The 24,449-nt window shown below is 42.2% G+C and carries 18 protein-coding genes; 8 read left to right on the top strand and 10 right to left on the bottom strand.

Annotation, left to right across the window (positions count from 1 at the left end; translation table 11 throughout):
- The first annotated feature begins 94 nt into the window (after positions 1–94).
- On the top strand, positions 95–1,975 hold the full coding sequence (locus BMX56_RS30680) for an alpha-2-macroglobulin family protein (protein ID WP_369829641.1): 1,881 nt from the start codon (positions 95–97) through the stop codon (positions 1,973–1,975).
- Between the two features lie 144 nt (positions 1,976–2,119).
- Here BMX56_RS30680 and BMX56_RS13575 read toward each other — a convergent pair whose 3' ends face one another.
- The 8 genes from BMX56_RS13575 to BMX56_RS13540 all read right to left on the bottom strand — a co-directional run bounded on the left by BMX56_RS13575 (position 2,120) and on the right by BMX56_RS13540 (position 10,804).
- Positions 2,120–2,974, bottom strand: a complete 855-nt coding sequence (locus BMX56_RS13575; RefSeq protein ID WP_090648484.1) for an AMP nucleosidase — start codon at positions 2,972–2,974, stop codon at positions 2,120–2,122.
- Between the two features lie 279 nt (positions 2,975–3,253).
- Positions 3,254–4,492, bottom strand: coding sequence for an ATP-dependent Clp protease ATP-binding subunit ClpX (clpX, locus tag BMX56_RS13570; RefSeq protein ID WP_090648477.1), 1,239 nt, complete (start codon positions 4,490–4,492; stop codon positions 3,254–3,256).
- A 173-nt stretch (positions 4,493–4,665) separates the two neighbouring features.
- Positions 4,666–5,394, bottom strand: a complete 729-nt coding sequence (locus tag BMX56_RS13565) for an ATP-dependent Clp protease proteolytic subunit (protein WP_090649479.1) — start codon at positions 5,392–5,394, stop codon at positions 4,666–4,668.
- Positions 5,395–5,727: 333 nt separating this feature from the next.
- The gene (gene tig / locus BMX56_RS13560) at positions 5,728–7,083 is read right to left on the bottom strand and encodes a trigger factor (RefSeq protein ID WP_090648472.1); all 1,356 of its coding nucleotides are present in this window, start codon (positions 7,081–7,083) and stop codon (positions 5,728–5,730) included.
- Positions 7,084–7,349: 266 nt separating this feature from the next.
- Positions 7,350–8,327 carry a c-type cytochrome gene (locus BMX56_RS13555; RefSeq protein ID WP_090648468.1) on the bottom strand — a complete coding sequence of 326 codons (978 nt, stop codon included), beginning with the start codon at positions 8,325–8,327 and terminating at the stop codon, positions 7,350–7,352.
- A 38-nt stretch (positions 8,328–8,365) separates the two neighbouring features.
- Positions 8,366–9,088 (bottom strand): head GIN domain-containing protein, encoded by a 723-nt coding sequence (locus tag BMX56_RS13550; protein ID WP_090648463.1) that lies wholly within the window; start codon positions 9,086–9,088, stop codon positions 8,366–8,368.
- A 132-nt stretch (positions 9,089–9,220) separates the two neighbouring features.
- Positions 9,221–9,826, bottom strand: a complete 606-nt coding sequence (locus BMX56_RS13545) for a GIN domain-containing protein (protein WP_090648459.1) — start codon at positions 9,824–9,826, stop codon at positions 9,221–9,223.
- Between the two features lie 375 nt (positions 9,827–10,201).
- Complete coding sequence (locus tag BMX56_RS13540) at positions 10,202–10,804, bottom strand: GIN domain-containing protein (RefSeq protein WP_090648454.1); 603 nt, start codon at positions 10,802–10,804, stop codon at positions 10,202–10,204.
- A gap of 375 nt (positions 10,805–11,179) precedes the next feature.
- Between BMX56_RS13540 and BMX56_RS13535 the strand changes: the two genes are divergently transcribed.
- From BMX56_RS13535 to BMX56_RS13525, 3 genes are all read left to right on the top strand, one after another.
- Complete coding sequence (locus tag BMX56_RS13535; RefSeq protein ID WP_090648449.1) at positions 11,180–11,674, top strand: hypothetical protein; 495 nt, start codon at positions 11,180–11,182, stop codon at positions 11,672–11,674.
- A 227-nt stretch (positions 11,675–11,901) separates the two neighbouring features.
- Entirely contained in the window at positions 11,902–12,843 is a 942-nt protein-coding gene (locus BMX56_RS13530; RefSeq protein WP_090648444.1) for a hydroxypyruvate isomerase family protein, read from the top strand.
- A 49-nt stretch (positions 12,844–12,892) separates the two neighbouring features.
- Positions 12,893–14,050 carry a M28 family metallopeptidase gene (locus BMX56_RS13525; protein WP_090648437.1) on the top strand — a complete coding sequence of 386 codons (1,158 nt, stop codon included), beginning with the start codon at positions 12,893–12,895 and terminating at the stop codon, positions 14,048–14,050.
- A gap of 86 nt (positions 14,051–14,136) precedes the next feature.
- Here the strand turns inward: BMX56_RS13525 and BMX56_RS13520 are convergent, their stop codons facing one another.
- The gene (locus BMX56_RS13520) at positions 14,137–15,831 is read right to left on the bottom strand and encodes a chloride channel protein (RefSeq protein WP_177183806.1); all 1,695 of its coding nucleotides are present in this window, start codon (positions 15,829–15,831) and stop codon (positions 14,137–14,139) included.
- A gap of 264 nt (positions 15,832–16,095) precedes the next feature.
- Here BMX56_RS13520 and BMX56_RS13515 point away from each other — a divergent pair, with 264 nt between their 5' ends.
- Together BMX56_RS13515 and BMX56_RS13510 are read left to right on the top strand one after the other, a co-directional pair.
- A complete protein-coding gene (locus BMX56_RS13515) occupies positions 16,096–17,277 on the top strand; it encodes an AIR synthase related protein (RefSeq protein WP_177183805.1) in 1,182 nt (393 codons plus the stop codon).
- 137 nt (positions 17,278–17,414) lie between these two features.
- On the top strand, positions 17,415–18,104 hold the full coding sequence (locus BMX56_RS13510; RefSeq protein WP_090648428.1) for a sterol desaturase family protein: 690 nt from the start codon (positions 17,415–17,417) through the stop codon (positions 18,102–18,104).
- A gap of 75 nt (positions 18,105–18,179) precedes the next feature.
- Here BMX56_RS13510 and BMX56_RS13505 read toward each other — a convergent pair whose 3' ends face one another.
- Positions 18,180–21,491 carry a TonB-dependent receptor gene (locus BMX56_RS13505; RefSeq protein ID WP_090648425.1) on the bottom strand — a complete coding sequence of 1,104 codons (3,312 nt, stop codon included), beginning with the start codon at positions 21,489–21,491 and terminating at the stop codon, positions 18,180–18,182.
- Between the two features lie 369 nt (positions 21,492–21,860).
- On the opposite strand from BMX56_RS13505, the gene lpdA reads away from it, so the two are divergent.
- On the top strand, positions 21,861–23,252 hold the full coding sequence (gene lpdA / locus BMX56_RS13495) for a dihydrolipoyl dehydrogenase (protein WP_090648416.1): 1,392 nt from the start codon (positions 21,861–21,863) through the stop codon (positions 23,250–23,252).
- A 121-nt stretch (positions 23,253–23,373) separates the two neighbouring features.
- The gene (locus BMX56_RS13490; protein WP_090648411.1) at positions 23,374–24,219 is read left to right on the top strand and encodes an MBL fold metallo-hydrolase; all 846 of its coding nucleotides are present in this window, start codon (positions 23,374–23,376) and stop codon (positions 24,217–24,219) included.
- Positions 24,220–24,449: the final 230 nt, after the last annotated feature.

The following is a 24,449-nucleotide window of genomic DNA, read 5'->3' as shown; positions in this document are numbered from 1 at the left end:
AGCAAATGACGCCAGCCAGCCCGGCAGCGAACTTTCGCTGCGCAATAACTTTTCTGATTATGCGTACTGGCAACCAAAACTTACCACCAATGAATTGGGCAAAGCCAGTTTTACAGCAACATTCCCGGATGATATTACCAACTGGCGTACATTTATTATTGGTATTTCTGATAAGCAGCAAACCGGTTTTGCCGAAAACAGCATCAAGGCATTCAAGCCGCTAAGCGCCAATTTCATTGCCCCGCAGTTTGCGGTTGCAGGTGATGAGATGAGCCTGATTGGCAAAGTAATGAACTATAATTCTACCAATGTTAAGCTTACCCGTACATTCACATACAATGGCAAACAGCTTAAACAGGATGAGCTTGAAGTTAAAAACTCAAAAATAGACACCCTTGGTATTATTGCTTCGCCTACCGACAGCCTCAGTTTTGAATACACCATAAAACGCGATAACGGTTATTTTGACGGGGAACGCCGCAAAGTGCCTGTTATAAAACAAGGCGTTGAAGAAACCAAAGGCATATTTGAAGCACTGAACAGCGATACTACCGTAAACCTGAAATTCAACCCGGCAATGGGGCCCGTTACTTTCCGGGCCGAGGCTTCCGTGCTACCAACACTGGCAGAGGAATCGCGTAAATTAAGGGAATACAAATATTTATGTAACGAACAACTGGCCTCAAAATTAAAAGGCCTGCTGGCCGAACGCCGGATCAAAAAATTCCTGGGCGAAGAATTTAAATATGGTAAAAACATACAGGAGGCCATTAAAAAGCTACAGGAAAACCGTAAAACCAACGGCACCTGGGGCTGGTGGAAAGATACCGACGAGGAGCTTTGGATTAGCCTGCATGCTGTAGAGGCACTGCTGGATGCGCAGAAAGAGGGTTACACCATCCAGCTGGATAAACAAAAACTGACAGACTACCTGGTTTATCAACTGGAAAGCTACCGTGGCGCCGATAAACTCACCTGCCTGGAGCTTTTACGCAAGCTTGAAGCCAAGGTTGATTATGCTAAATACATTGATTTAGTTGAAAAAGAAAACAAAGCTTTGAAACAAAAAACCGGCTACTCTTTATCTGGTTATGATAAATTCAGGCTGATGCTGGTGAAGCAGGAATCGGGCTTAGCTGTTAAGCTGGATAGTTTGTATGCCCATGAGCACCGCACTTTATTTGGCAATATTTACTGGGGCGATGACAGCTACCGTTTCTTCGATAATTCCATCCAGCTAAGTGTATTAGCTTATCATATCATTAAAACCGAAGGTAAACACCCCGAATTGTTACGCAGGATACAAGGGTATTTTTTAGAGCAGCGCAGCCACGGCGAATGGCGCAATACCTACGAATCGGCATTGATACTGGAAACCATCCTTTCCGATCTTTTAGTTACTGATAAGCAGGTAAAACCTTCGGCCATCACTATAAAAGGAGCAAGCACGCAAACAATTACGGCATTCCCCTACTCGGCCACGTTCAATCCGCAGGATATGAGCGTTAGCAAAACCGGCAGCTTACCGGTTTATATCACCGGCTCGCAAAAATTCTGGAACAGCAGTCCCCAAAAGGTAAATAAAGAGTTTACTGTAGATACTTGGTTTGAGCGCCAGGAAAAGAAATTGACCAGCCTGAAAGGCGGCGAAGTTGTACAACTAAAAGCCGAAGTAACCGCCAAAGGCGATGCCGATTTTGTAATGATCGAGATTCCTATTCCGGCAGGATGCTCCTATGAAAGTAAGGACCAGCCATGGGGTAACAATGAAGTTCACAGGGAATACTTTAAAGAAAAGGTGAGCATATTTTGCCGCAAGCTTAAGCAGGGCAAATATACTTTCACCGTAAACCTGATCCCTCGTTATGATGGAAAATACACGTTAAACCCGGCTAAAGCCGAGATGATGTATTTCCCGGTGTTTTATGGCAGGGAAGGGATGAAACAGGTAGTCATTGGGTCATTGAATCATTAGGTCATTGTTGAACAGGGAAATAGGTGAGCACCAGACTTACGAAGTTTTAAAAACTTCGTAAGTCTTTCGACACCTAAACAATTGTAACGCACCAACCGCAGGACAAGACCAATGAACTAATGAACAAGTGAACTAATGAACCAACTAAAACTTCAAATGCTTAACTGTTAACCCATTATTGATCAACTGCTTTAACGATTCAATACCAATTTTCAAATGGGTTTCAACATACTGCTCACTTACAACAGAATCACTTTCGGCTGTTTTTACACCTTCGGGGATCATTGGTTGGTCTGATACCAGCAGCAGTGCTCCAGTAGGTATCTTGTTGGCAAAGCCGGTGGTAAAAATGGTAGCGGTTTCCATATCTACAGCCATAGCGCGTAAATCTTTCAGGTATTTTTTAAATACTTTATCGTGCTCCCAAACGCGGCGGTTTGTAGTGTAGCAGGTACCTGTCCAATAATCGCGGCTAAAATCACGAATGGTAGTTGATATGGCTTTCTGCAAGGCAAATGATGGCAATGCAGGCACTTCGGGCGGCAAATAATCGTTTGATGTACCTTCGCCCCTGATGGCTGCTATCGGTAATATTAGGTCGCCTACGGCATTCTTCTTTTTTAAGCCGCCGCATTTGCCCAAAAGTATAACGGCTTTAGGGTGTATGGCGGTAAGCAAATCCATTACAGTTGCCGCAACAGAGCTGCCCATACCAAAGTTAATAATGGTAATGCCATTGGCAGTAACGCTTTGCATGGGTTTCTCGAGGCCCATTATCGGTGCGTCATCATTCCACTGGCTAAATAGTTGAATGTATTTTGAGAAATTGGTTAGGATAATATAATCACCAAAAGCCTCCAGCGGGCGGCCGGTATAGCGTGGCAGCCAGTTGGCCACAATGGCCTCTTTCGTCTTCAGTCCCGATTTTACAGGCGATTGCACTTCTTTCACTACCGGTGCATAGGTAGGGTTCTTTTTTGCATTTAATTCTTCGTTCATATTAAATAATTTTTTGTTTTAACCAGCAATGGCAGCCTGTTGGGGCTGCCTTAGTAGGTTATCAGTTTGCAGTTGGCGGTGGGCAGTTGCCAGTTTGCAGATCGCAGTTTACAGTTATCAGTTTGCGGTTACATATAAAACTATGCCTACTGCAAACTGCCAACCGTGAACTGCCCACTGAGAACTGCCCACTGCAAACTGCCAAATACAACAAACCCCGGCGTTTCACCAGGGTCTGTATTATTTTAATAAAGATAGCTTCGAGATTTTACCGGGAGGTTAAGCTACTTTTAATTTTTTCAGATCCGATTTTTCAAATTTCTCGTGGGCGTAATCCAGCGTGATATGCAGGCGTTTCACATCTTTTTTTGATGGGAACTCAAACATCGCATCTATCATAATCGCTTCACAAATTGAGCGCAGTCCCCTTGCCCCCAACTTAAATTCCATTGCCTTATCAACAATAAATTCCAGCACTTCGTCTTCAAAGTCCAGTTTTACCCCTTCGTATTCAAACAGCTTTTTATATTGTTTTAACAACGAATTTTTAGGTTCGGTTAAAATATTGCGCAAAGCAGCTCTGTCGAGCGGGTTCAGGTAGGTTAATATAGGCAAACGGCCAATTAGCTCGGGTATCAAGCCAAATGATTTTAAATCCTGCGGGGTGATGTACTTGTACAGATTTTTCATATCTATCTCGCCATCATCGCGCTTTAATTTATAACCAACTGTTTGGGTACGCAGGCGGTTGGCGATCTTCCGATCAATACCGTCAAATGCGCCACCACATATAAACAGGATGTTGCTGGTATTCACCGTGATCATTTTTTGATCGGGGTGCTTACGGCCACCCTGGGGCGGTACGTTAACCATTGTACCTTCCAGTATCTTCAACAGGGCCTGTTGCACACCTTCGCCGGATACATCGCGGGTTATGGAAGCGTTATCGCTCTTGCGGGCAATTTTATCTACCTCATCAATGTATACAATGCCTTTTTCGGCAAGGGTTACATCATAATCGGCAGCCTGCAATAAACGGGTCAGGATGCTTTCCACATCTTCGCCTACGTAACCAGCTTCGGTTAGCACGGTTGCATCGCAAATACAAAACGGAACGTTTAATATTTTCGCCATGGTTTTGGCAAGCAATGTTTTACCTGTACCTGTTTCGCCAACCATAATAATGTTTGATTTTTCAATCTCAACCTCATCTTTATCAATACGCTGGTTAAGGCGTTTGTAATGGTTATATACGGCTACTGATAGTATCTTTTTGGCATCATCCTGGCCAATAACATATTGATCCAGGTGAGTTTTGATTTCGTACGGTTTAAGCAAGGCAGGCGCCAGTGGCGACGACTTTACTTTACGTACCTTTAACTCCTCAGCTAATATTTCATTAGCCTGGTTAACGCACTTATCACAGATATGAGCGTCGAGCCCTGCAATCAACATCAGGGAATCCTGTTTACCGGCGCCGCAAAATGAGCACCTGATTTCCTTACTGCTTTTATTCATCTGATTCGTTTACTTAATCAAAATTAGTTAATTGGAGCGAGAAAACAAAGAGGAGCAGTCCGAAAGTCGGAAAAGTCGGGAAGTCCGAAAGCAAAAACTCACTTTCAGACTTTCGGACTTCCCGACTAAATACTTCCGGACTTTCCCGACTTTCGGACTTTCCGTCTTCAGGCTTATTTCCCTTTATTTCCTCTTAAAATTTCATCTACCATGCCAAATTCTTTGGCTTCTTCGGCAATCATCCAGTAATCACGGTCTGATGCATCCCAAACTTTCTCGAATGAGGCGCCGCTATGATCGGCAATTATCTGGTACAATTCTTTTTTCAGTTTAGTGATCTCATGGTAAGTGATCTCAATATCTGATTGCTGACCCTGCGCGCCGCCCGATGGCTGGTGAATCATTACCCTTGCATGTGGCAATGCAGCCCTTTTTCCTTCGGTACCAGCTACTAATAATACAGCGCCCATTGAAGCGGCCATACCTGTACAAATAGTTGCTACATCATTTGAAATGAACTGCATGGTATCATAAATACCTAAACCGGCATATACCGAGCCACCAGGTGAATTGATATAAATCTGGATATCGCGTTTAGCATCAGCCGATTGCAGGAATAGCAATTGAGCCTGGATAATGTTTGCAATATTTTCATAAATCGCGTCGCCAAGGAAAATAATACGGTCCATCATCAAACGCGAGAACACGTCCATTTGCGCAACGTTAAGCTGGCGTTCCTCGATGATATAAGGCGTCATGCCGGTTGGTACCGTGGTAGCAATGCCTTGCGGCATCCGGCGGCTATCAAAATTTCCAAGATATTTATCTACAAAGAGGCTGTTGATACGGTGGTGTTTAACAGCGTATTTTCTGAATTCGTTTTTATCGATATTATTACTCATGGTGTTTGTGTATGTTTTATTTTTAGATACAGGCATTTTACCTGCGGATAAATATAGTTTTTAGTTGAATACAATTTTAGGAAGATAGTTTGTATAAAGTAAAAATTATTTGTGTGGTGAATGGAGTCGGGAAGTCCGAAAGTCAGCAAAGTCCGAAAGTTAAGAAAGTATGCTGTTTTGTAGCAGGCCGACAAGTCAATAACTTCCAGACTTTACTGACTTCCGGACTTTCTAGCTTCCAACTCTATCTATACACCAAAAGCAACCTTTTGAGTTGCTTTTGGTGATTATATCTTCTTAAAGTCTCCCCTTGGGGGGAGATTTAGAGGGGGCTTATTTCTCAGAAACCAATTTATTAAAATCAGTAAACAGGATGTCTTGTTTATCTAAAGTGATCACACTTTTAATATAATCAAACACCTTTAATGCTTTTACTTCTTCGAATATTTTGTTAGCATTCTCTTTGTTTTGCAGGTATTGTACAGTGTACTGGGCTAATTGATCTTCAGGGATAGCCTGTGGGCTGTACATTCTGAACTGCTGATCTAACCTTACTTTTGCAAGCGCGAAAACTTCATCGTATTTAATTTCGATTTTGTTATCGGTAATTATTTTGTTTTCAATCAAAGTCCATTTAAGGTTTTGAGCAAAATCATTATAACCGCCTTCCAACTCTTCTGTAGTTAGTTTTTCGTTGGTAGCTTTCAGCCAGCGTTTCAGGAAATCGTCAGGTAAATTAAAGTCAACTTTAGCAATAGCGGCTTTGTAGATATCGTCCTGCAATTTGCGTTCGCTATCCTGCACCATCATTGTTTCAAGTTCTTCGGTAATTTTAGCTGTAAATTCTGCCTCGGTTGTTACTACACCTTCACCAAATAATTTGTCAAAGAACTCCTGATTTAAATCGCCTTCTTCCAAACGGTTAACGTTTTTAACAGTTAGCTGGAAGTTCGATTTTAAATCGGCCGCTTCGTCTTCTTCTATCTTTAATAAACCGGCAACCTTGGCTGCGTCGTTATCATAAGCTTTTTGAATATCAAACGTCAATACATCGCCCTTTTTTAAACCAATTAATGAAGCTTTAATGGCTTCGTCTTTAATTTGGTCTAAACGCACAGATGCTGTATTGCTTATTCCACCCTCAAAAACACTACCATCCGGAGAAAGCTGGACTAATTCGCTGTAAAGAACGTCATCGTCTGCCGATACGTCAGGATTTGTCATTTTGCCATAGCTGCGGCGAATATTTTTGATACGTGAAGCCAATGTTTCGTCGTCAACTTTAATTACGTATTGGGTAACTTTATCTGTTGATGAAAAATCAATATTAAATTCAGGCGCTAAACCCAATTCATAATTGAACTCAAAATTGTCGGCAAAATCCCAGTTGTATTCTTTTTCGTTATCAGTTTTTGGCAAAGGCTGGCCTAATACGCGCAGGTCCTGTTCTTCAATATATTTGGTTAAGGTATCTTGTAACAGGTTATTGATCTCATCAACCAAAATACTTTTACCGTACATTCTTTTTATATGTGATGCTGGCACCATACCCGGGCGAAAACCTGGTAATTTTGCTTTTTTTGCATTTTCTTTTATCGCTTTATCAACACGTGGCTGATAATCGGCAGGATCGATATTGATCTTAACAACTGCATTCAGGGCATCTACTTTTTCCTGTGTAATATTCATCTTTTTACCGGGTATTTTAATTGATCCATTGAAATGTAGACCGAAAATAACTTGCGGACTATACAAATTTCGAGGCGCAAAAGTATGAATTTATTTTTAATTAAAACTCCTGCCCGCAAAGCTTTTGATCCTCAAAAACAATTCTTTATTTGTGCTATTTTATTTACCCAAACTACAACATCAGTATACCACCGCACAAAAACCCGTACGTGGCGAGTCGTTTCGGCCTGAATCTGTTGCGCAACTTTGCTTCGCTTAAATCCCCCTTACTTGGCTACAAACTTCACAAACTGGTTTTTAACCGGTTTAATGGTTTTAACATACGCGTAAATAGCTTCCAGGTCGCTTGTTTTTAAGCCGGCGTATTTGTACCAGGGCATAATAGATTGGTATTCGTGTTGGTTAACACCCATGGGGCCTTTGGCACTATCGGCATAAGCCTTAAATCGGTTTACAAATTGCTCTTTTGTCCAGCTGCCCAGGCCTGTTTCCTTATCGGCTGTAATATTTGACGATTTTACGGCGCCATAACCCGGTATTACAAATTCGCGCCCGCCGGCATATTCCAAACCCGGTATTATTTTACCTTTATCTACCTGGCTGTGGCATTCCATACAGGCAGCCGAGGTAACCAGGTATTCGCCATATTTAAGGGTATCCCTTTCATTTGGGCGCGTGCCTAAACTTGCCTTTTGTGGCATGGTATGTACCAAAATATTCAAGGGGAAATCGAGTGTACTTTTGGGATAATCTGCTTTTATGGGCTTAAGCGAGCGGATATAAGCTATGATACTGTAAAGATCCTCACGATCCATTTTGGAATAATATGGCCAGGGCATCAGCGGGAATATAGCCGAACCGTCTTTTTTTACACCCGTGGTGATAGCCCGAAACAGTTCGCCATCTGTCCATCCGCCCAAATTATATGGCGTAATATTGGGCACTTCTACATTGCCGGGAAAACCGTCGGCCGCCGTAAACTTTTCGCCTCCCTTGCCTTCGGTACCCTCCAGCATGGGGCCGGCAAATTTTGTCCAGTCGCGGGTAGAGTGGCAATCCATACACAGGGTTACATGGTTTGCCAGGTATTTGCCACGCTCAATGCGTTGCGGCGTGGCTTCTACTTTAATGTCTTCGGGTTTGCCCACATTGGGCAGCGCAAGCGTAATGTATGATACGCCTGCAATAACAATTAAAACTACAGCTATTACAATGTAAGCTGTATACTTTAAAAACTTTTTCATGATAAGATGGCGGTGGTTGTTTTAATTTGAACTTGGCATCAATCAACTTTTTTTATGCTTGATGCGCCCGATTTATCGTTATTTACGGTTGCGGGCGAACCTTTATACTCAATTTCGGAAGCGCCGCTGGAGTGCACCTTCAACGTTTTTAATACATTGATTTTGCAGTTGCTTACACCCGAAGTATTAATTTCATAATCGCCAACCACAAATTCAAAGCCGTTAATCTTGGTGGCGCCGCTTGATTCTACGTTATGCGATGCCGCCTGGCCTTTCAGGTTTAATTCGCTCATACCGCTGCCCTCGGTTTTTACGTTGCCGGCATTCAGATCAAGGTTTACCTTCGTAGCGCCGGATAAATCGAATTTAAAATCGCCGGCATTTATTTTTCCGTCTGATGATACTTCAACCGCGCCGGATGCGCCTATTTCTTTCAGGTTATGCACACCAACGGTAATCTCAATATGATCGTCGCAAAAAGATTTTTTTGATTTGATACGTAACTCGCCGTTTTCAACAGAAGTTGATACGTATTTAAGTAGGTTATCATCGCCCGTGATGCTGATTTTTAGCGAACTATCCTGTTTTAAAATCACTTTAAAAGCGCCTGCAATATCTACCTTGGTAAACTCTTCGGCCTGGCGGTTTTCGGTGGTCATGTTACCAGAACCACGCACGCAATGAAAGCGGCATGATGAAAATATACTTACAGATACAACAATGGCAACTAAAGCTGCGATATTCAGGTTAAATTTTTTCATAGCGTTTTGATTTTTTTGACGTTGGTTTGGACAGAGATGTTACATCAAAATTAAAAAAAGCTACCATATTTTAAATGATAGCTTTTCAGAATATATGATGGACTTTTGCAAAAGTTACTGATGCTTATATAATTACAAACCGGCTAACTCGTTTTCGTTTTTGGCAGATGTGATCCCGGTTAATTTATCGGTGTAAGTAGTGGCTGTAAAGTTGTTGTTATTAACGCTTGATTGCAGGTTATGGTTAAGGCTATAAACTTCTGTAGTACCTGCAAGTTCAATTTTAGCATTGTTGCTTACGTTTACATTGGTGTTATAGGTATCCAAATCTAATTTAGCAGTAGCGTTGTTGCTCAGGTTAACATCCAGATCAATGGCAGATAGTTTGCCAAATGATTTTACTTCGGCGTTATCATAAGCGCTGATGGCGCGCAGGTCATTTGCGGTAACCCAAACCACTAATTTTTCGTTGCTGTATGATGCAATGCGCAGTACACCTTTTGAGCTTTGTACCAATGCGCCTGATGCGTAATATTTGTTGTAAACCTTAACCTGATCGGCAGTGCCGGCAGATACATAAAGCTCAACATTACCGCGAACTTCGATTTTGTTGATGTTGCTTACATCGGTTAATACGGTAGCAACAGTTTGAGTATTTTTTGTAGATGCAAAAGTTGAGTTTGATAAACCAGCTACTAAAACTAATGAAGCGGCGATGGTGAATAATGTAGTTTTCATGATATTAATATTTTGATTGTCAAGTAATTGTATTGTGTTATTTTTAAATACACCAATAAGACGCCGCCATTTTTAAAACGTTACAGCCGTTTTGGCTCATTTAGATGTACACCCGGTTTTCATCGGCGAACGTGGTAAAATCATCGGTGAATGGAGGAAATATTTTTAGAGTATCAAGGATAGTATCAAGTCGCAAGTATCAAGTATCAAGATTTTTTGATTTTCGGATCACCTGGGCTTGCAGCTGTCTTGATACTTGCGACTTGATACCCGATACTATTCTTAGTCCCCCTCAAAACAAAAGAAGCTACCACATATTAGTGATAGCTTCCTGTAGTAGTATATGAAAGACTTTTGCGAAAGAACATTTAGAGATTAGATACCCGCTAAGTCGTTGTTTTGTTTGGCGGGGCTGTTGGTTACTTTATCGGTGTAGGCCTGGGCAATAAATTTGTTATTGTTTACGCTTGATTGGGTATTGTGGTTTAAAGTATAAACTTCGGCAGTGCCCGATAATTCAATTTTTGATTTATCGCTTGTGTTTACGGTAGCGGTATAAACATCCAGTTTCAAATTAGCGGTAGCGTTGTTATGCAGGCTAACTTCCAATTCGATGGCAGACAGGTTGCCGAATGATTTTACTTCGGCATTGTCATAAGCGCTGATAGCCGCCAGGTCATTTGCCGTTACCCAAACCACTAATTTTTCGTTGCTGTATGATGTAATACGCAATACGCCTTTTGAGCTTTGTACCAGGGCGCTCTCGGCGTAGTACTTGTTGTAAACTTTCACTTGGTTAGTTGCGCCGGCCGATACATAAAGTTCAACGTTACCGCGAACTTCGATTTTGTTGATGTTGCTTACATCGGTTAATACGGTGGCAACAGTTTGGGTATTTTTTTTAGATGCAAAGGTTGAATTTGATAAACCAGCTACTAAAAGCAATGAAGCAGCGATGGTGAATAATGTAGTTTTCATGATATTAATATTTTGATTGTCAAGTAATTGTATTTTTATTATTTTGAATACACCAATAAGACGCCCCCATTTTCCATACGTTACAGCTGTTTTTGGCCAATTAGATGTAGGCCCGGTTTTCGTCGGTAAACAACGGATTAAAGCCGGTGAATTGGGGATATTTTTTTTGCTTTTACTAATGCTTGGTTAGCCAGGCGGCAAACAATGGATGGAAAAACCCGGGGGAAGGGCGTAGAGATTTTGAAAAATGGATAATTTATTATCTAACAAGTAGCACCATAAATATTTAACTTAAAATGTAATTTATTTCCATTATTATTAAATATCTTCGCCGGAGTTATTAAATATTAAAAATTAAACTTAAACCTGCAACAAATGAAAAAGATCAAGAGCATTTTTTTATTAACACTTGCCATTGGCGTAATTACGTTAAACTCCTGCTCAAAGGATAAAGACAATACCGTAATATCAACAACAATTACTGCCAGCATCGACGGAACCGCCACAACTTTTAACAACGCGTTTGCAATAACCGGTACCGTAGGCGGCGAAAAATTCACCAACGTTCAAGGTACAGCATCAAATAAAGCGGTTATTTCGATAACGCTTAATGGTACCATCACGGCAGGTAAAACGTATACCTCGACAGCTGCAGCAGTAAGCGACAGGCCTTTACTTTTATATGCGCCCAACGATACCGACGACTATTTAAACGACGATAGCATTAGCGCCAAAATAGTAACCGTAACTGTAACATCTATCAGCTCGACTAACATACAGGGTACATTTAAAGGTAATGTTACCGCAGGTTCTGGTAAAGTTAAAGCTATCACCGATGGCAAATTCAACGTTGCCTTAACAGGTAAATAAATACAGGCCTAAAAAAATAAAAGAGGCTGTCCTATCCCGGGGCAGCCTCTTTTATTTTTTATCATGTTAGTCGATTACAACTTACATCTTTTTCATAAAATTTGTAAAACGTATCCGTTTTTTTAACTGCTGGTCTTCCTGATTGCCTATACATCCACTTTTGATTTTTTATTGTTGAATTTTGCCTTCAATAAAACTATCTTGCCTGCTCAAACCAATTCAGGCCTATGAAACGCAGAAACTTTGTGCAAAGCTCGATGCTTGCGGGCGCATCATTATTAAGTACCGGTGTATTAAATGCGGCTACACTTACCGGCTGTGCCGATCCGGCTGGTGTGGCAACAACCGCCGCCGATAAGCCTTTCAATCTTAATTATGGCATTCACGATGGGATGTTTAAAAACCATGCCGGCGATAATTTTGTTGAGCAGATAAAATTTGCATACGATAAAGGCTTTCGCTCCATCGAAGATAATGGCATGAGCCACCGTACCGAGGATGAGCAGAAAAAAATAGGCGATACGCTGGCTAAACTGGGCATGACTATGGGCGTATTTGTTCAGCCAGGTTTGGGCAATGATAGCAACATGCTGGCATCCGGCAAGGCCGACCAGGTAGAGAAATTTATTGCATCGTGCAAACAGGCGGTAGAAATAGCCAAACGCATCAACAGCAAACTGGTAACTGTTGTACCCGGCGATTTTGTGCGCAACCTGCCCATTGGAATACAAACCGGCAATGTGATAGAAGCTATTAAAAAAGGCACCGCCATTTTAGAGCCCCACGGCGTTATCATGGTGCTTGAGCCGTTAAGCGATAACCCCGATCTTTTCCTGCGTACACCCGACCAGGCTTACGCCATTTGCAAGGCCGTGGGCAGCCCGTCGTGCAAAATATTGTATGATATGTACCACGTACAGCGCAACCAGGGCAACATTATCCCTACCCTTGATTTGGTTTACGACGAAATAGGCTACTACCAAATTGGCGATAACCCCGGCCGCAAAGAACCTGGCACCGGCGAGGTAAATTATAAAAATATATTCAAACACATTTATAACAAGGGCTATCGCGGCGTTTTAGGCATGGAACACGGTACCGCCGGGCAGGGAAAAGATGGGGAACTGGCTTTGATAAAAGCTTACAGGGAGGCTGACAGTTTTATGTAGCATTTCCTATAATTTGCTGCCACAATAACATTTACCTGCATCGTTATAAATGAAATTTAAACTTACCCTGCTGTTGCTTTTTATATCGGGCACCACATTTGCACAGGACAGCGTGTTTGCCCGTAAACTGGTAGATACCCTTACTTCTCCCTATTTTTGGGGCCGTGGTTATACCCATGATGGCGTGCATAAGGCTGCGGCATTTATATCGGCACAGTTTAAAAGCTATGGGGTAAAACCAATGGCGGGCAAAAATTACCTGCAGGAGTTTAGTTACCCGGTTAATATTTTCCCCGGTAAAATGGATGTGGCCATCAACGGGGTTGAGCTTATCCCCGGCAAAGAGTTTATTGTGAGCCCCGATAGCCGTGGCGTAACAGGCACAGGCAGGCTGGAACAAACCGATAGCACTCATTTTGTTGATAAACAAAACCGTGTCATTGTATCTTTAGAGGATAAGCTTACCTGGTCGGTTGAAGGCAAGGCGTTGGATTTTACAGTGATACAGGTTGATAAAAAGGCGCTGAAACAGGCACCCTCTTCGTTAACTGTAGCTATAGAAAACAAACTCATCCCCGATTTTAAAACAGTCAATGTTTGTGGAATAGTAAAGGGAACGGTTAAGCCCGATTCGATGATAGTGATTACCGCCCATTACGACCATTTAGGCGGCATGGGCAGCAATACATACTTCCCCGGAGCCAATGATAATGCCAGCGGCCTAACGCAGATGCTAAGCCTGGCCAAATATTACGCGGCAAACCCACAGCCCTATACCATGGCCTTTATTGCTTTTTCGGGTGAGGAGGCTGGCTTGCTGGGCTCAAAATATTTTACCGAAAACCCTCTGATAGATTTAAAGAAGATCCGTTTTTTGATTAACCTTGATTTGAACGGTACCGGCATTGAAGGGATCACCGTGGTAAACGCCACCGTTTATCCGCAGGAATTTGCCGCCATGCAGCAGATAAATAACGATAACCACTATTTTGTTAAAGTAGCCAAACGTGGCAAAGCTGCCAATAGCGATCATTATTTATTTACCGAGAAAGGGGTACCGGCATTTTTTATTTACACCATGGGCGGCATAAAAGCTTATCATGACGTATTTGATATCAGCGCCACGCTACCCTTAAATAAATACAAAGAGCTGTTTGCACTTATTGTTAAGTTCAACAGTTCCTTAATGCAAAACGCCAGGCCCTAATACCCCGAAAAAAAATGTTTTGTCGGTGCTATTTCCTTTATCGCGCTCATTTTGCCGGTAACAATTATTTTACATCCCGGTATATTTCAGATAAACAAATCACTCGCCTTATGCTGTGCAATAATAACCTCCCGATATTTACTTAGCAGGGCCGATTTGGATATAAAGCCAATGAATAAGCCATCCTTTGCTACCGGCAGCTGCCATACATCAATGGCATCAAAAGTTTCCATCACGCTGCTGACGGGTTGTTCGTAATCAATTATTGTTGGTGGTACCGTCATAATATCGGCAATGGTTTCGTCTGCTATCTCCTGGTTAAACAGGCGGCGGCGTATATCGTCAACCAATACTACTCCTTCCAATCTTCCGTCCTCTTTAAGTACCGGGAATATATTGGCATCCGTTACCGCAAGTATCTTATAAAAATCGTTAACGGTAGTTTGCTTGTCAACCGCGGTATATTTCCTATTGATGATACTATCAAGTGATATCGCGTTCAGCATGCTGTAATCCTGGCCCGGGTGGATATCTTTTTCGTGAATGAGGTGTTGCCAGTAAATATTGTGAGGCGAGGAAACGCGCGATATGATGTAGGATATAGATGATACAATCATCAGCGGAATAAATAATACATACCCCCCGGTAATTTCGGCAATCAAAAATATGGCGGTGAGTGGGGCATGCATTACGCCGCTTAACGCGCCGGCCATGCCCACTGCTATAAAATTAACGGTGTTTAAATGTATCAGCCCGGTAAGATTTACCCCATAAGCTATTGTTAGCCCTAAAAATGCACCGGTAAACATGGTGGGCGCAAACGAGCCCCCGTTGCCGCCCGAGCCAAGGGTTATACCGCTGGCAATTATCTTCATAAAAACCAGCGCGATGATAAAAACGAGCATAAACCACTGGTTTGACAGCCAGCCCGCAAATAATGATTCGTCTTTAAGCGCATCAATATTGCCATTTAAAATAGCCTGCAGGTAATGGTAACCTTCGCCGAATAATTGCGGAAACACCAAAATAATAAGGCCCAGGAACAAACCGCCTAAAAGTGCGCGCACATACCTGTTTTGTTTTTTAAGAATACCGCCCTCCAGCTTACCCCCTACTTTATTAATATATATGGCCATCCAGCCGCTAAACAGGCCCAGCAGAATGTAAAAAGGAATAGCCGTAACTACCCAACCCTCGGTAACCAGGTGGAATAACTGCCCCGAGTATAATAACTTGGACACTACAACCCCCGTTGCAGATGCAATAAGCAAAGGGATAAAGGTGGGGATGGTAATTTCGCCTATCAATATCTCTAACGAAAACAGCACCCCCGCAATGGGGCTGTTAAATACCGCCGCGATACCTGCCGATGCGCCGGCGGCCAGCAGTACTGTTTTTTCATAAGGCGTAAGCTTAAAAAACTTGCCCACGTTTGAGCCTATGGCAGCGCCTGTAGCTACAATAGGCGCCTCTAACCCCGCCGAGCCGCCAAAACCTACCGTTAACGAACTGGTTACAATATGTGAGTAAATATTATTGAGCCTGATGTTCGACCGGTTCTTTTTGATATTGGCCAGGATGCTACCTATCCCCTTTTGAATTTTATCGCGATTGCCCAGATGCTGCCAGGTTACCGCTAAAAAGATGCCAAGCGCGGGCAAAAAAACGTAGGCTATGTGATAATAAAGGTGCGATGAAATATTACGGCTTACATCCTCTATAAAATGCACCAGGAATTTTAAGACAATGGCAGCAAGGCCGCCAAAAAAGCCGACAAACACACTACAATAAATTAAAAAGTTCCGTTGGCTATTACGCCTCAGGCGCCAGCGGTTTATTTTATAGGAGATTGTTTTTAACACGAATTTCACCAATTAGGTCGAATTAACACCAATTCCACCACACACTGCAAGTTATAAAATTTGATAATCATTCGTTAAAATTCATTCTACTTATAAAATCCGGACTTTATTAATTCGTGTCTGTTCAATTCAATTCGTGCAATTGGTGTATAAAATTCGCGTAATTCGTGCGTATATTTGCCCATGATTTCTTCGCAAAGATATGATCAAAGGGGTGTATCTGCCTCTAAAGATGATGTACATAATGCCATTAAAAACATTGATAAGGGCATATTTCCAAAAGCATTCTGCAAAATAGTCCCCGATATATTAACCAACGACGACGCGTATTGCAATATTATGCATGCTGACGGTGCGGGCACAAAATCGTCATTAGCGTATACTTACTGGAAAGAGACCGGCGACATATCAGTATGGCGCGGCATTGCACAGGATGCAATTATCATGAACCTTGATGATTTACTTTGCGTTGGCGCTACAGATAACATTCTGCTATCATCTACCATAGGCCGCAATAAAAACCTGATACCCGGCGAAGTTATTGCCGCCATTATAAACGGCACCGAAGAAATTTTAAGCGAACTGCGCGATGCCGGTATAGGCATTTACTCAACCGGTGGCGAAACTGCCGATGTAGGCGACCTGGTGCGCACTATCATTGTAGATTCTACCGTTACCTGCCGTATGCCGCGTACCGATGTTATCTCAAACCACCGCATCCAACCGGGCGATATTATTGTGGGTTTGGCATCATATGGCCAGGCCACTTACGAAAAAGAATACAACGGAGGTATGGGCTCAAACGGGCTTACATCTGCCCGTCATGATGTATTTAACAAAACCATCGCCGATAAATATCCCGAAAGTTATGACCCGGCCATCCCCTATGACCTCATCTTCAGCGGTAGTAAAAATCTTACCGACCTGGTTGATATCGGCAACGGCCAAACCATTACCGCAGGCAAACTGGTATTAAGTGCCACACGCACCTATGCACCTATTATAAAAGCCATACTTGATAAATACCGAAGTGAGATTAACGGCATGGTACATTGTAGTGGCGGTGCGCAAACCAAAGTGCTGCACTTTATTGATGAGCTGCATATTATCAAAGACAACCTTTTCCCTGTTCCTCCATTATTTAAACTCATTCAGCAGGAATCAAAAACCAGCTGGCAGGAAATGTACAAGGTATTTAACATGGGCCACCGGATGGAGCTTTATGTGCCTGCAGAAGTAGCTGATGATTTGATAGCCATCTCCAAAGGTTTTGGCGTTGACGCACAGGTTATTGGCCGGGTAGAAAAGGCTGAAACTAAAAAGGTGACCGTAACTTCGGAGTTCGGGGTGTTTGAGTACGAGTAAACGGGCCCGAGGATCGGGTTGCGGGGATCGGGTGACTTAGAACGGGCTGTTGCACGTGTAAACACGATGATCATACACAATAAATTACCAAAATCGCGAACCGGGTAGCCCGCACCGCGCTCCCTAAATCTCTCCTTATGCTCAGGTTCCTATCGGCACAGCCACCATTTAGCTTATTGGGCATATTTTTGGCCGAAAACCTGCTGGTTACCGCAATGGCTCTGGCCTTTGGTTACCTTGTACTCAAACTTAACCGCAAGTCGGTAAAAGCAGCATCACGCAACGAGGTATTGATTTGTCTGCTTACCAATTTAATTAATACAGCCATAACCTATGCCGGTTTTTGGCTTTGGCAGCATGGTTATATTGCGATGAACTTTGCAATCAATTGGTTTATCCTGGTTGATTTCGTGGCTTTATTTATGCTGATGGATCTGGCCATGTTTAGTTTCCATTACGGTATCCATCATTCGATTATTTACAAAGCTATCCACCGTTTCCATCATCATTACGCCGATCCGATCCCAATTGATCTTTTTGTATTGCACCCTATAGAAACTGTTGGCTTTGGGTCATTATGGCTTATCATAATCGCCATGTTTAATTTTAATTTTTATGCGATTTTGGTCTACCTTACGGTAAATGTATTTTTTGGCATTATGGGGCATTTAGGAATCGAGCCTATCCCCGCGGCTATCAGGAAAGCTATCCCTTTCCGATACCTCGGCACATCATCATTTCATCATAACCATCATTTAAATATCCATTATAATTATGGGTTTTACACCACCATATGGGATAAGTTGTTTAAAACTTATAAAGGGTAAACAATAGTTTAAAACGCTATAAAACATAAAACCCGACCAAACTGGCCGGGTTTTATGTTTTATAGTTAGGTGTATTTAGTTAAATATATAACGTAAACCTAACTGGGCCTGCCAGCGTGAAGCCTGGCTGATATCGGCTTTGTATGATGATTGCAATGGCACTAAGTTATTTGCATCAAGATACGGGAATGAATACGTAGCTTGTTTTGAACCATCTGTATTGGTAACGGTACCAATATATTTAGTAACAGCTGATGAACCATTGCTGAAACCTGTAAATGAGTTTTGATAAACACCCCAGTTACGGTTAAGTAAGTTACCAATGTTGATAATATCTAAAGATATTTCAATCGTGTTTTTCACTTTACCTGCAGTTACAAAGAAGTCCTGAGCAATGTGTAAATCGGCTCTTTTGAAGGTTGGCAATATAGCGCCGTTTCTTTGAGCATATTCACCCCTGTGTTTGCTCAGGTATGGATCCTGGTTAATGAAGTTGTTTAACTGGCTCCAAAGCTGATCTGCTGTACGTAAATCTTTTGCGTCATTTGGTACCAGGATAATGTCACCTTTGTTTTTAGGGATGAACATTAAATCGTTGGTAGCACCATCACCGTTAGGATCGCCCGAGGTAATGTATGATACAGCACCATTGTTAGCAGCTTCAAATATTAAACCGATGGTTGTTGCAGCGTGTTTAAAGTACTCATGTTTGTATGAGAATGAAGCGATTACCCTGTTTGGCTGTACATATGAGCTATTTGAAAGGTTATCGGCATTAGGGTTACCTGCCACGTAACGGGTGCTCCAGATAGTTGATGCGGTTGAACCACCATCGTTAACATCTTTTGAACCAGTGTGAGTGTAAGCTACGTTAGCATATAATCCGTTGCTGAAGCTTTTTTGTAACTGGGCAGTAACAAAGTATGAATAGCCTTTGCTCGTATTGGTCATGTAATACAAACCGGTGATAGATGGGTTTGCAGCAGTTGCAGCAGCAGCGGCAGGAGTTGTGTTTTTTGAATCGTAACGGATTTGACCTTCAGCACCGGCTAATGTTGAATAGCCATCAGATAGTACCAGGTTTTGGTGGTAAATAGCATTAACATCTTTGGTATATGAACCTTCTAATGTAGCAATGATACCACCTGGCAATCTTTGATCGATAGCTAAGTTCGACCTCCAGATTTTAGGATATTTCAATTTAGGATCGGCAATATCCAACTCGTAAGATGTATTTGCAGCACCTGCCTGAGCGCGGTAAGCATCCACATTAGGGTTGAAAATCAAACGTGGATCAGTTGGAGTGGCGGCTTTGGTTACAGAGTATGAACCAAATAATACACCATTGTTTGATGCCTGGTTAGATATCCATACGAATGGAACAGTACCGGCAAATAAACCTGTTCCGCCACGTAGTTGTGTAGTACCATTGCCAAATACATCATAGTTAAAACCTAAACGTGGTGATAATTGCACCCTATTTTTAGGCAATACCGATGGATCAACATGCATACCGCCCTGGAATGTTAAAGGAGGTACATTAGCATTTTGCTGTAAGGTTGTTGGGAATACGTCATAATCAGCACGTAAGCCGTAAGTCACCCTTAAGTTATCGGTAACGTGCCATTTATCCTGTATGTAAGCGCTATATATAGAAGCGTTGATTTTGGCATAAGGAAACGAACCATCCGGCAATGCCGAGTTACGGGTTGAATACTGAGTAGCCGGTAAGCCATTCAGAAAATCGTAAGCCGAGTTATAAGTATATAAGCCATTGTAATTTGGAGCAAAACCGTTAGTATAACGTTGTGCCTGGCCTGTAATACCCACGGTAAACTCGTGTTTACCTGCATAGTAAGTTAAATCATCAGAAAACTGAAGTATGTTTGTGCTTAATAAGTTATTTGCTGTAAATAACTCATAACCAAAGCTGGTTGTAACAGCCGACGCGGTAGTTTCTTTACCTGTAGATGGATCATAAACACCGTTACCAATATCAACCAAAGGTATCTTAGCGCCGCCTAATGATGCACGGTAATCGCGCAGTGCAGAGTAGCCGGCAGTTAACCTGTTTGAGAATGAATTGCTGATACGGGTATCTAACTCGATAATACCGATGTTAAAGTTGTTGTTGATACGGTAACCTGATCCGTAAAAAGGCAATGTAGTAACACCGGCAGCGCGGGTTGTATTGCTGATACCAACAATACCTGAGTTACTTGCAGGCTGATCTTTGTACGATTTCAAATAAAAATATTTAGCACTTAAAGTGTTATTTTTATTGATGTTCCAATCCAGTTTAACAGTTATTTTATCGCTGTGGGTGGTATAACTGTAGCCCTGGTAAGCACCCGGATCATAGCTATATTTTGATTTCAGGTAATCAGAGATAGAGTTTAACGTTGCAGCATCAGCCTGTGATACAGTTGCACCACTTACGCCCGGGGCAGCAGCTACGTATGCGGTAGCCGGTGCGCTGATTCTTTCCTGCTCACCTGATAAAAAGAAGAACAATTTATTTTTGATGATTGGGCCCCCAATGCTTAAACCATCCTGGTGATAGTTAAAAGGGGTTTTAACAATGTCGGTTACGCCTGCATGGTAACCGGTAAGACCGGTGCTGCGGATGTAATCATAAACAGTACCTTTAAACTCGTTTGTACCCGATTTTACTACAGTGTTAACACCTGCACCTGTAAAGTTACCCTGGCGAACGTCATAAGGAGCAATATCAACCTGAATTTGGTCAATCGCATCTAATGAAATAGGCTGTGAACTTGTTTGGCCACCCAAAGTACCTGATAAACCGAATGAGTTGTTAAACAACGCACCATCAACAGTGATGTTGTTGTAACCGCTGCTACGGCCGCCAAAACTTAAACCGTTTGCAGATGGTGTAAGTTTGGTAAAATCAGATAATGAACGATTAATGGTAGGCAGGCTTTCAATTTGCTGGCGGCTAATAGTTTCGCGGGCGCCGGTACGTGAAGAGTTAATTACTTTACTTCCCGAAGCTGTTACTTTTACTTCGCCTAAAGTAGCTGTATTATCCTCAAGCGCTGCAGAAAGCTTTTGATCCTGGCCGATAGACAAGGTAATGTTATCCTGCTGAAAAGTTTTGTAACCAATAAAGCTTACTTTAAAGGTGTACGGACCGCCAACCCTTAAGTTGGGGATGTTAAACCGGCCATCCGAACGGCTAACAGTTGCATACACCGTACCGGTTGGCACGTGTGTAATGGTTACAGTTGCACCCGGGATAGCACCTTTTGCATCGGTAACGATACCGTTAATGCTTGCGGTGGTAACACCCTGGGCAGCCGCATTCCTGTTTATAAGGAATGTAAAACCGGTTAATAATAATAAAAGAAGTAAATGCTTCCTCATAAATTGCTTTTTTAATTATACTTTGAGTTAATTGTGGACAAAGATAACTAATCCCCTGATTGCCAATGTTAAGTTTATGTTAACAATCGTTGAGTATTTTTCAACATTATGTCATAAAATCATATAAAATGCATAGTAAACAGGTAGATTTAATGTAATATTTGTAATTATCTTGTTACTTAATCTTGTACTTCCATACGCCGGTAAAAATATTTTTTTTGTCGTGGCGATGAAATGTACACTTTTCTCATTTCGCCCCTTTTTACTTAGCTTTGCGCCTTTAAAATGTAGCCCCCTGCGTTCATCACACATCCGGCTATAAATCCGTTCAAAACAAAAATTTAGTTATCAAAGTATATCAATAAAAATATGGACTACGATTTAATTGTTATAGGGTCGGGCCCGGGTGGCTACGTAGCAGCTATCCGCGCTTCTCAGCTCGGTTTAAAAACTGCCATTATCGAAAAAGAGTCATTAGGTGGCATTTGCCTTAACTGGGGCTGTATCCCAACCAAAGCCTTATTAAAAAGCGCCCAGGTTTTTGAATACCTTAACCACTCGCAGGACTATGGTATCAAAATAAACGGCACAGGCGAAGTTGATTTCGGTGCTGTTATAAAACGCAGCCGCGGCGTAGCTGATGGTATGAGCAAAGGCGTTCAGTTTTTAATGAAAAAAAACAAGATCGAAGTAATTAACGGTTTTGGTAAATTAAAATCAAAGGGCGTTGTTGAAGTAAAATTAAATGATGGCAGCACTAAACAAATTACCGCCACAAGCATCATTCTTGCAACCGGTGGCCGCAGCCGCGAGTTGCCAAATATAAAACAGGATGGTGTTAAAGTTATAGGTTACCGCCAGGCCATGATATTACCAAAACAACCAAAGTCGATGGTTGTAGTAGGTTCGGGCGCTATCGGTATCGAGTTTGCTTATTTTTATAACTCTATTGGCACCAAAGTTACCGTTGTTGAGTATTTAGATAATATTGTACCGCTTGAGGACGAAGAAATTTCAAGAAATTTACAGCGTATCCTTAAAAAACAAGGCATCAACATTCTTACCGGCGCCAACGTGGAATCGGTTGACAGCACGGGCGAACTTTGCAAGGTGAACGTGAAAACCGCTACAGGCATGGAAGTTATTGAAGCCGAAATAGTTTTATCTGCAGTAGGCATCTCTACCAACATTGAAGGCATAGGCCTGGAAGAAGTTGGGGTAAAAACCGAACGCGGTAAAGTTTTGGTTGATGATTATTATAAAACAAACATTGATGGTGTATACGCCATCGGCGATATTGTAAAAGGCCAGGCTCTTGCCCACGTAGCATCTGCCGAAGGTATTATCTGCGTTGAAAAAATTGCGGGCCAAAACCCGCATCCTTTAGATTATAATAACATCCCCGGCTGTACCTATTGCTCGCCCGAAGTTGCATCCGTAGGTTATACCGAAAAGGCAGCTAAGGAAGCTGGTTACGAAATTAAAGTGGGTAAATTCCCCTTCTCGGCATCGGGCAAGGCAAGTGCCGCCGGCGCTAAAGATGGCTTTGTAAAATTAATATTTGATGCCAAATACGGCGAATTCCTGGGCGCGCACATGCTGGGCTACAACGTTACCGAAATGATTGCCGAAGTAGTTACCGCCCGCAAGCTGGAAGCTACCGGTCACGAGATCATCAAATCGGTTCACCCACACCCAACCATGAGCGAAGCTGTAATGGAAGCTGCCGCCGCTGCTTATGATGAAGTAATACACTTGTAAAACAAGTCCATAGACGATAGCCGATAGTCCATAGTTATTTTTTTAACTTCGAGCTATCGGCTTTTTTTTGTGGCTATTATTTTTCAACCATGGTCCATGGACCATCGACTATTGACCAACAATGAAACTACACACTATCGATACCGGCTTTTTTAAATTAGATGGCGGAGCCATGTTCGGGGTGGTACCAAAAACCATCTGGAACAAAACCAACCCTGCCGACAGCAATAACCTGTGCACCTGGGCCATGCGTTGTTTGCTGGTTGAAGATGAAGGCCGTTTAATATTGATAGACACCGGCATTGGCGATAAGCAGGACCAAAAGTTTTTAAGCCATTACTATTTACATGGTGATGCCACGCTGGATGGTTCGCTTGCTGCACTTGGTTTTCATCGCGATGATATTACCGATGTATTTTTAACCCACCTGCATTTTGACCATGTAGGCGGAGCTGTTATTCGCGATGGCGAAAAGTTATTGCCTGCCTTCAGGAACGCCAGGTACTGGAGCAACCCCAAGCATTGGGATTGGGCTACAAACCCAAACGACCGTGAAAAGGCGTCCTTTTTAAAGGAGAATATACTTCCCATACAGGAAAGCGGCCAGCTGCAATTTGTAGATACCCGGGACGGAATCAACTTTACCAAAGATTTTGACATCCGTTTTGTTTCCGGCCATACCGAAGCCATGATGCTGCCGCTTATTAACTACAAGGGTAAAAAAGTCCTCTACATGGCCGACCTGCTGCCATCAGTAGGTCACCTTCCGCTGCCCTATGTAATGGCTTATGACATGTTTCCGCTCACTACCCTTAAAGAGAAAAAGCTATTCCTTACAGAGGCCCTGGAGCATGATTATGTACTTTATTTTGAACACGATCCGGTAAATGAATGCTGCACCCTGCAACAAACAGAAAAAGGCATCAGGGTGAAGGATACGTTTAAGTTAAGTGAATTGAAGGTATAGTATCAAGTGTAAGTATCAAGACAGCTACGCCTGTCAGGCTTAAAATTATGCGTTTTTTCAATATTGCATTTGCCGGAAATTCAAGCTAAACAATCAAAAAATCTTGATACTTGATACTATTATGTATTGTACTTGCAGTCAATTCAAGCTAAACAATCAAAAAATCTTGATACTTGATAACCGCTACTTGATACTAATCTTTTCCCGTTAAATTTAGATAGTGTTTTACG

Source organism: Mucilaginibacter sp. OK283 (assembly GCF_900110415.1).
Classification (GTDB): Bacteria; Bacteroidota; Bacteroidia; order Sphingobacteriales; family Sphingobacteriaceae; genus Mucilaginibacter.
Note: the sequence above shows the minus strand (reverse complement) of the source record. Positions and strands in the feature narration are given on the sequence as shown.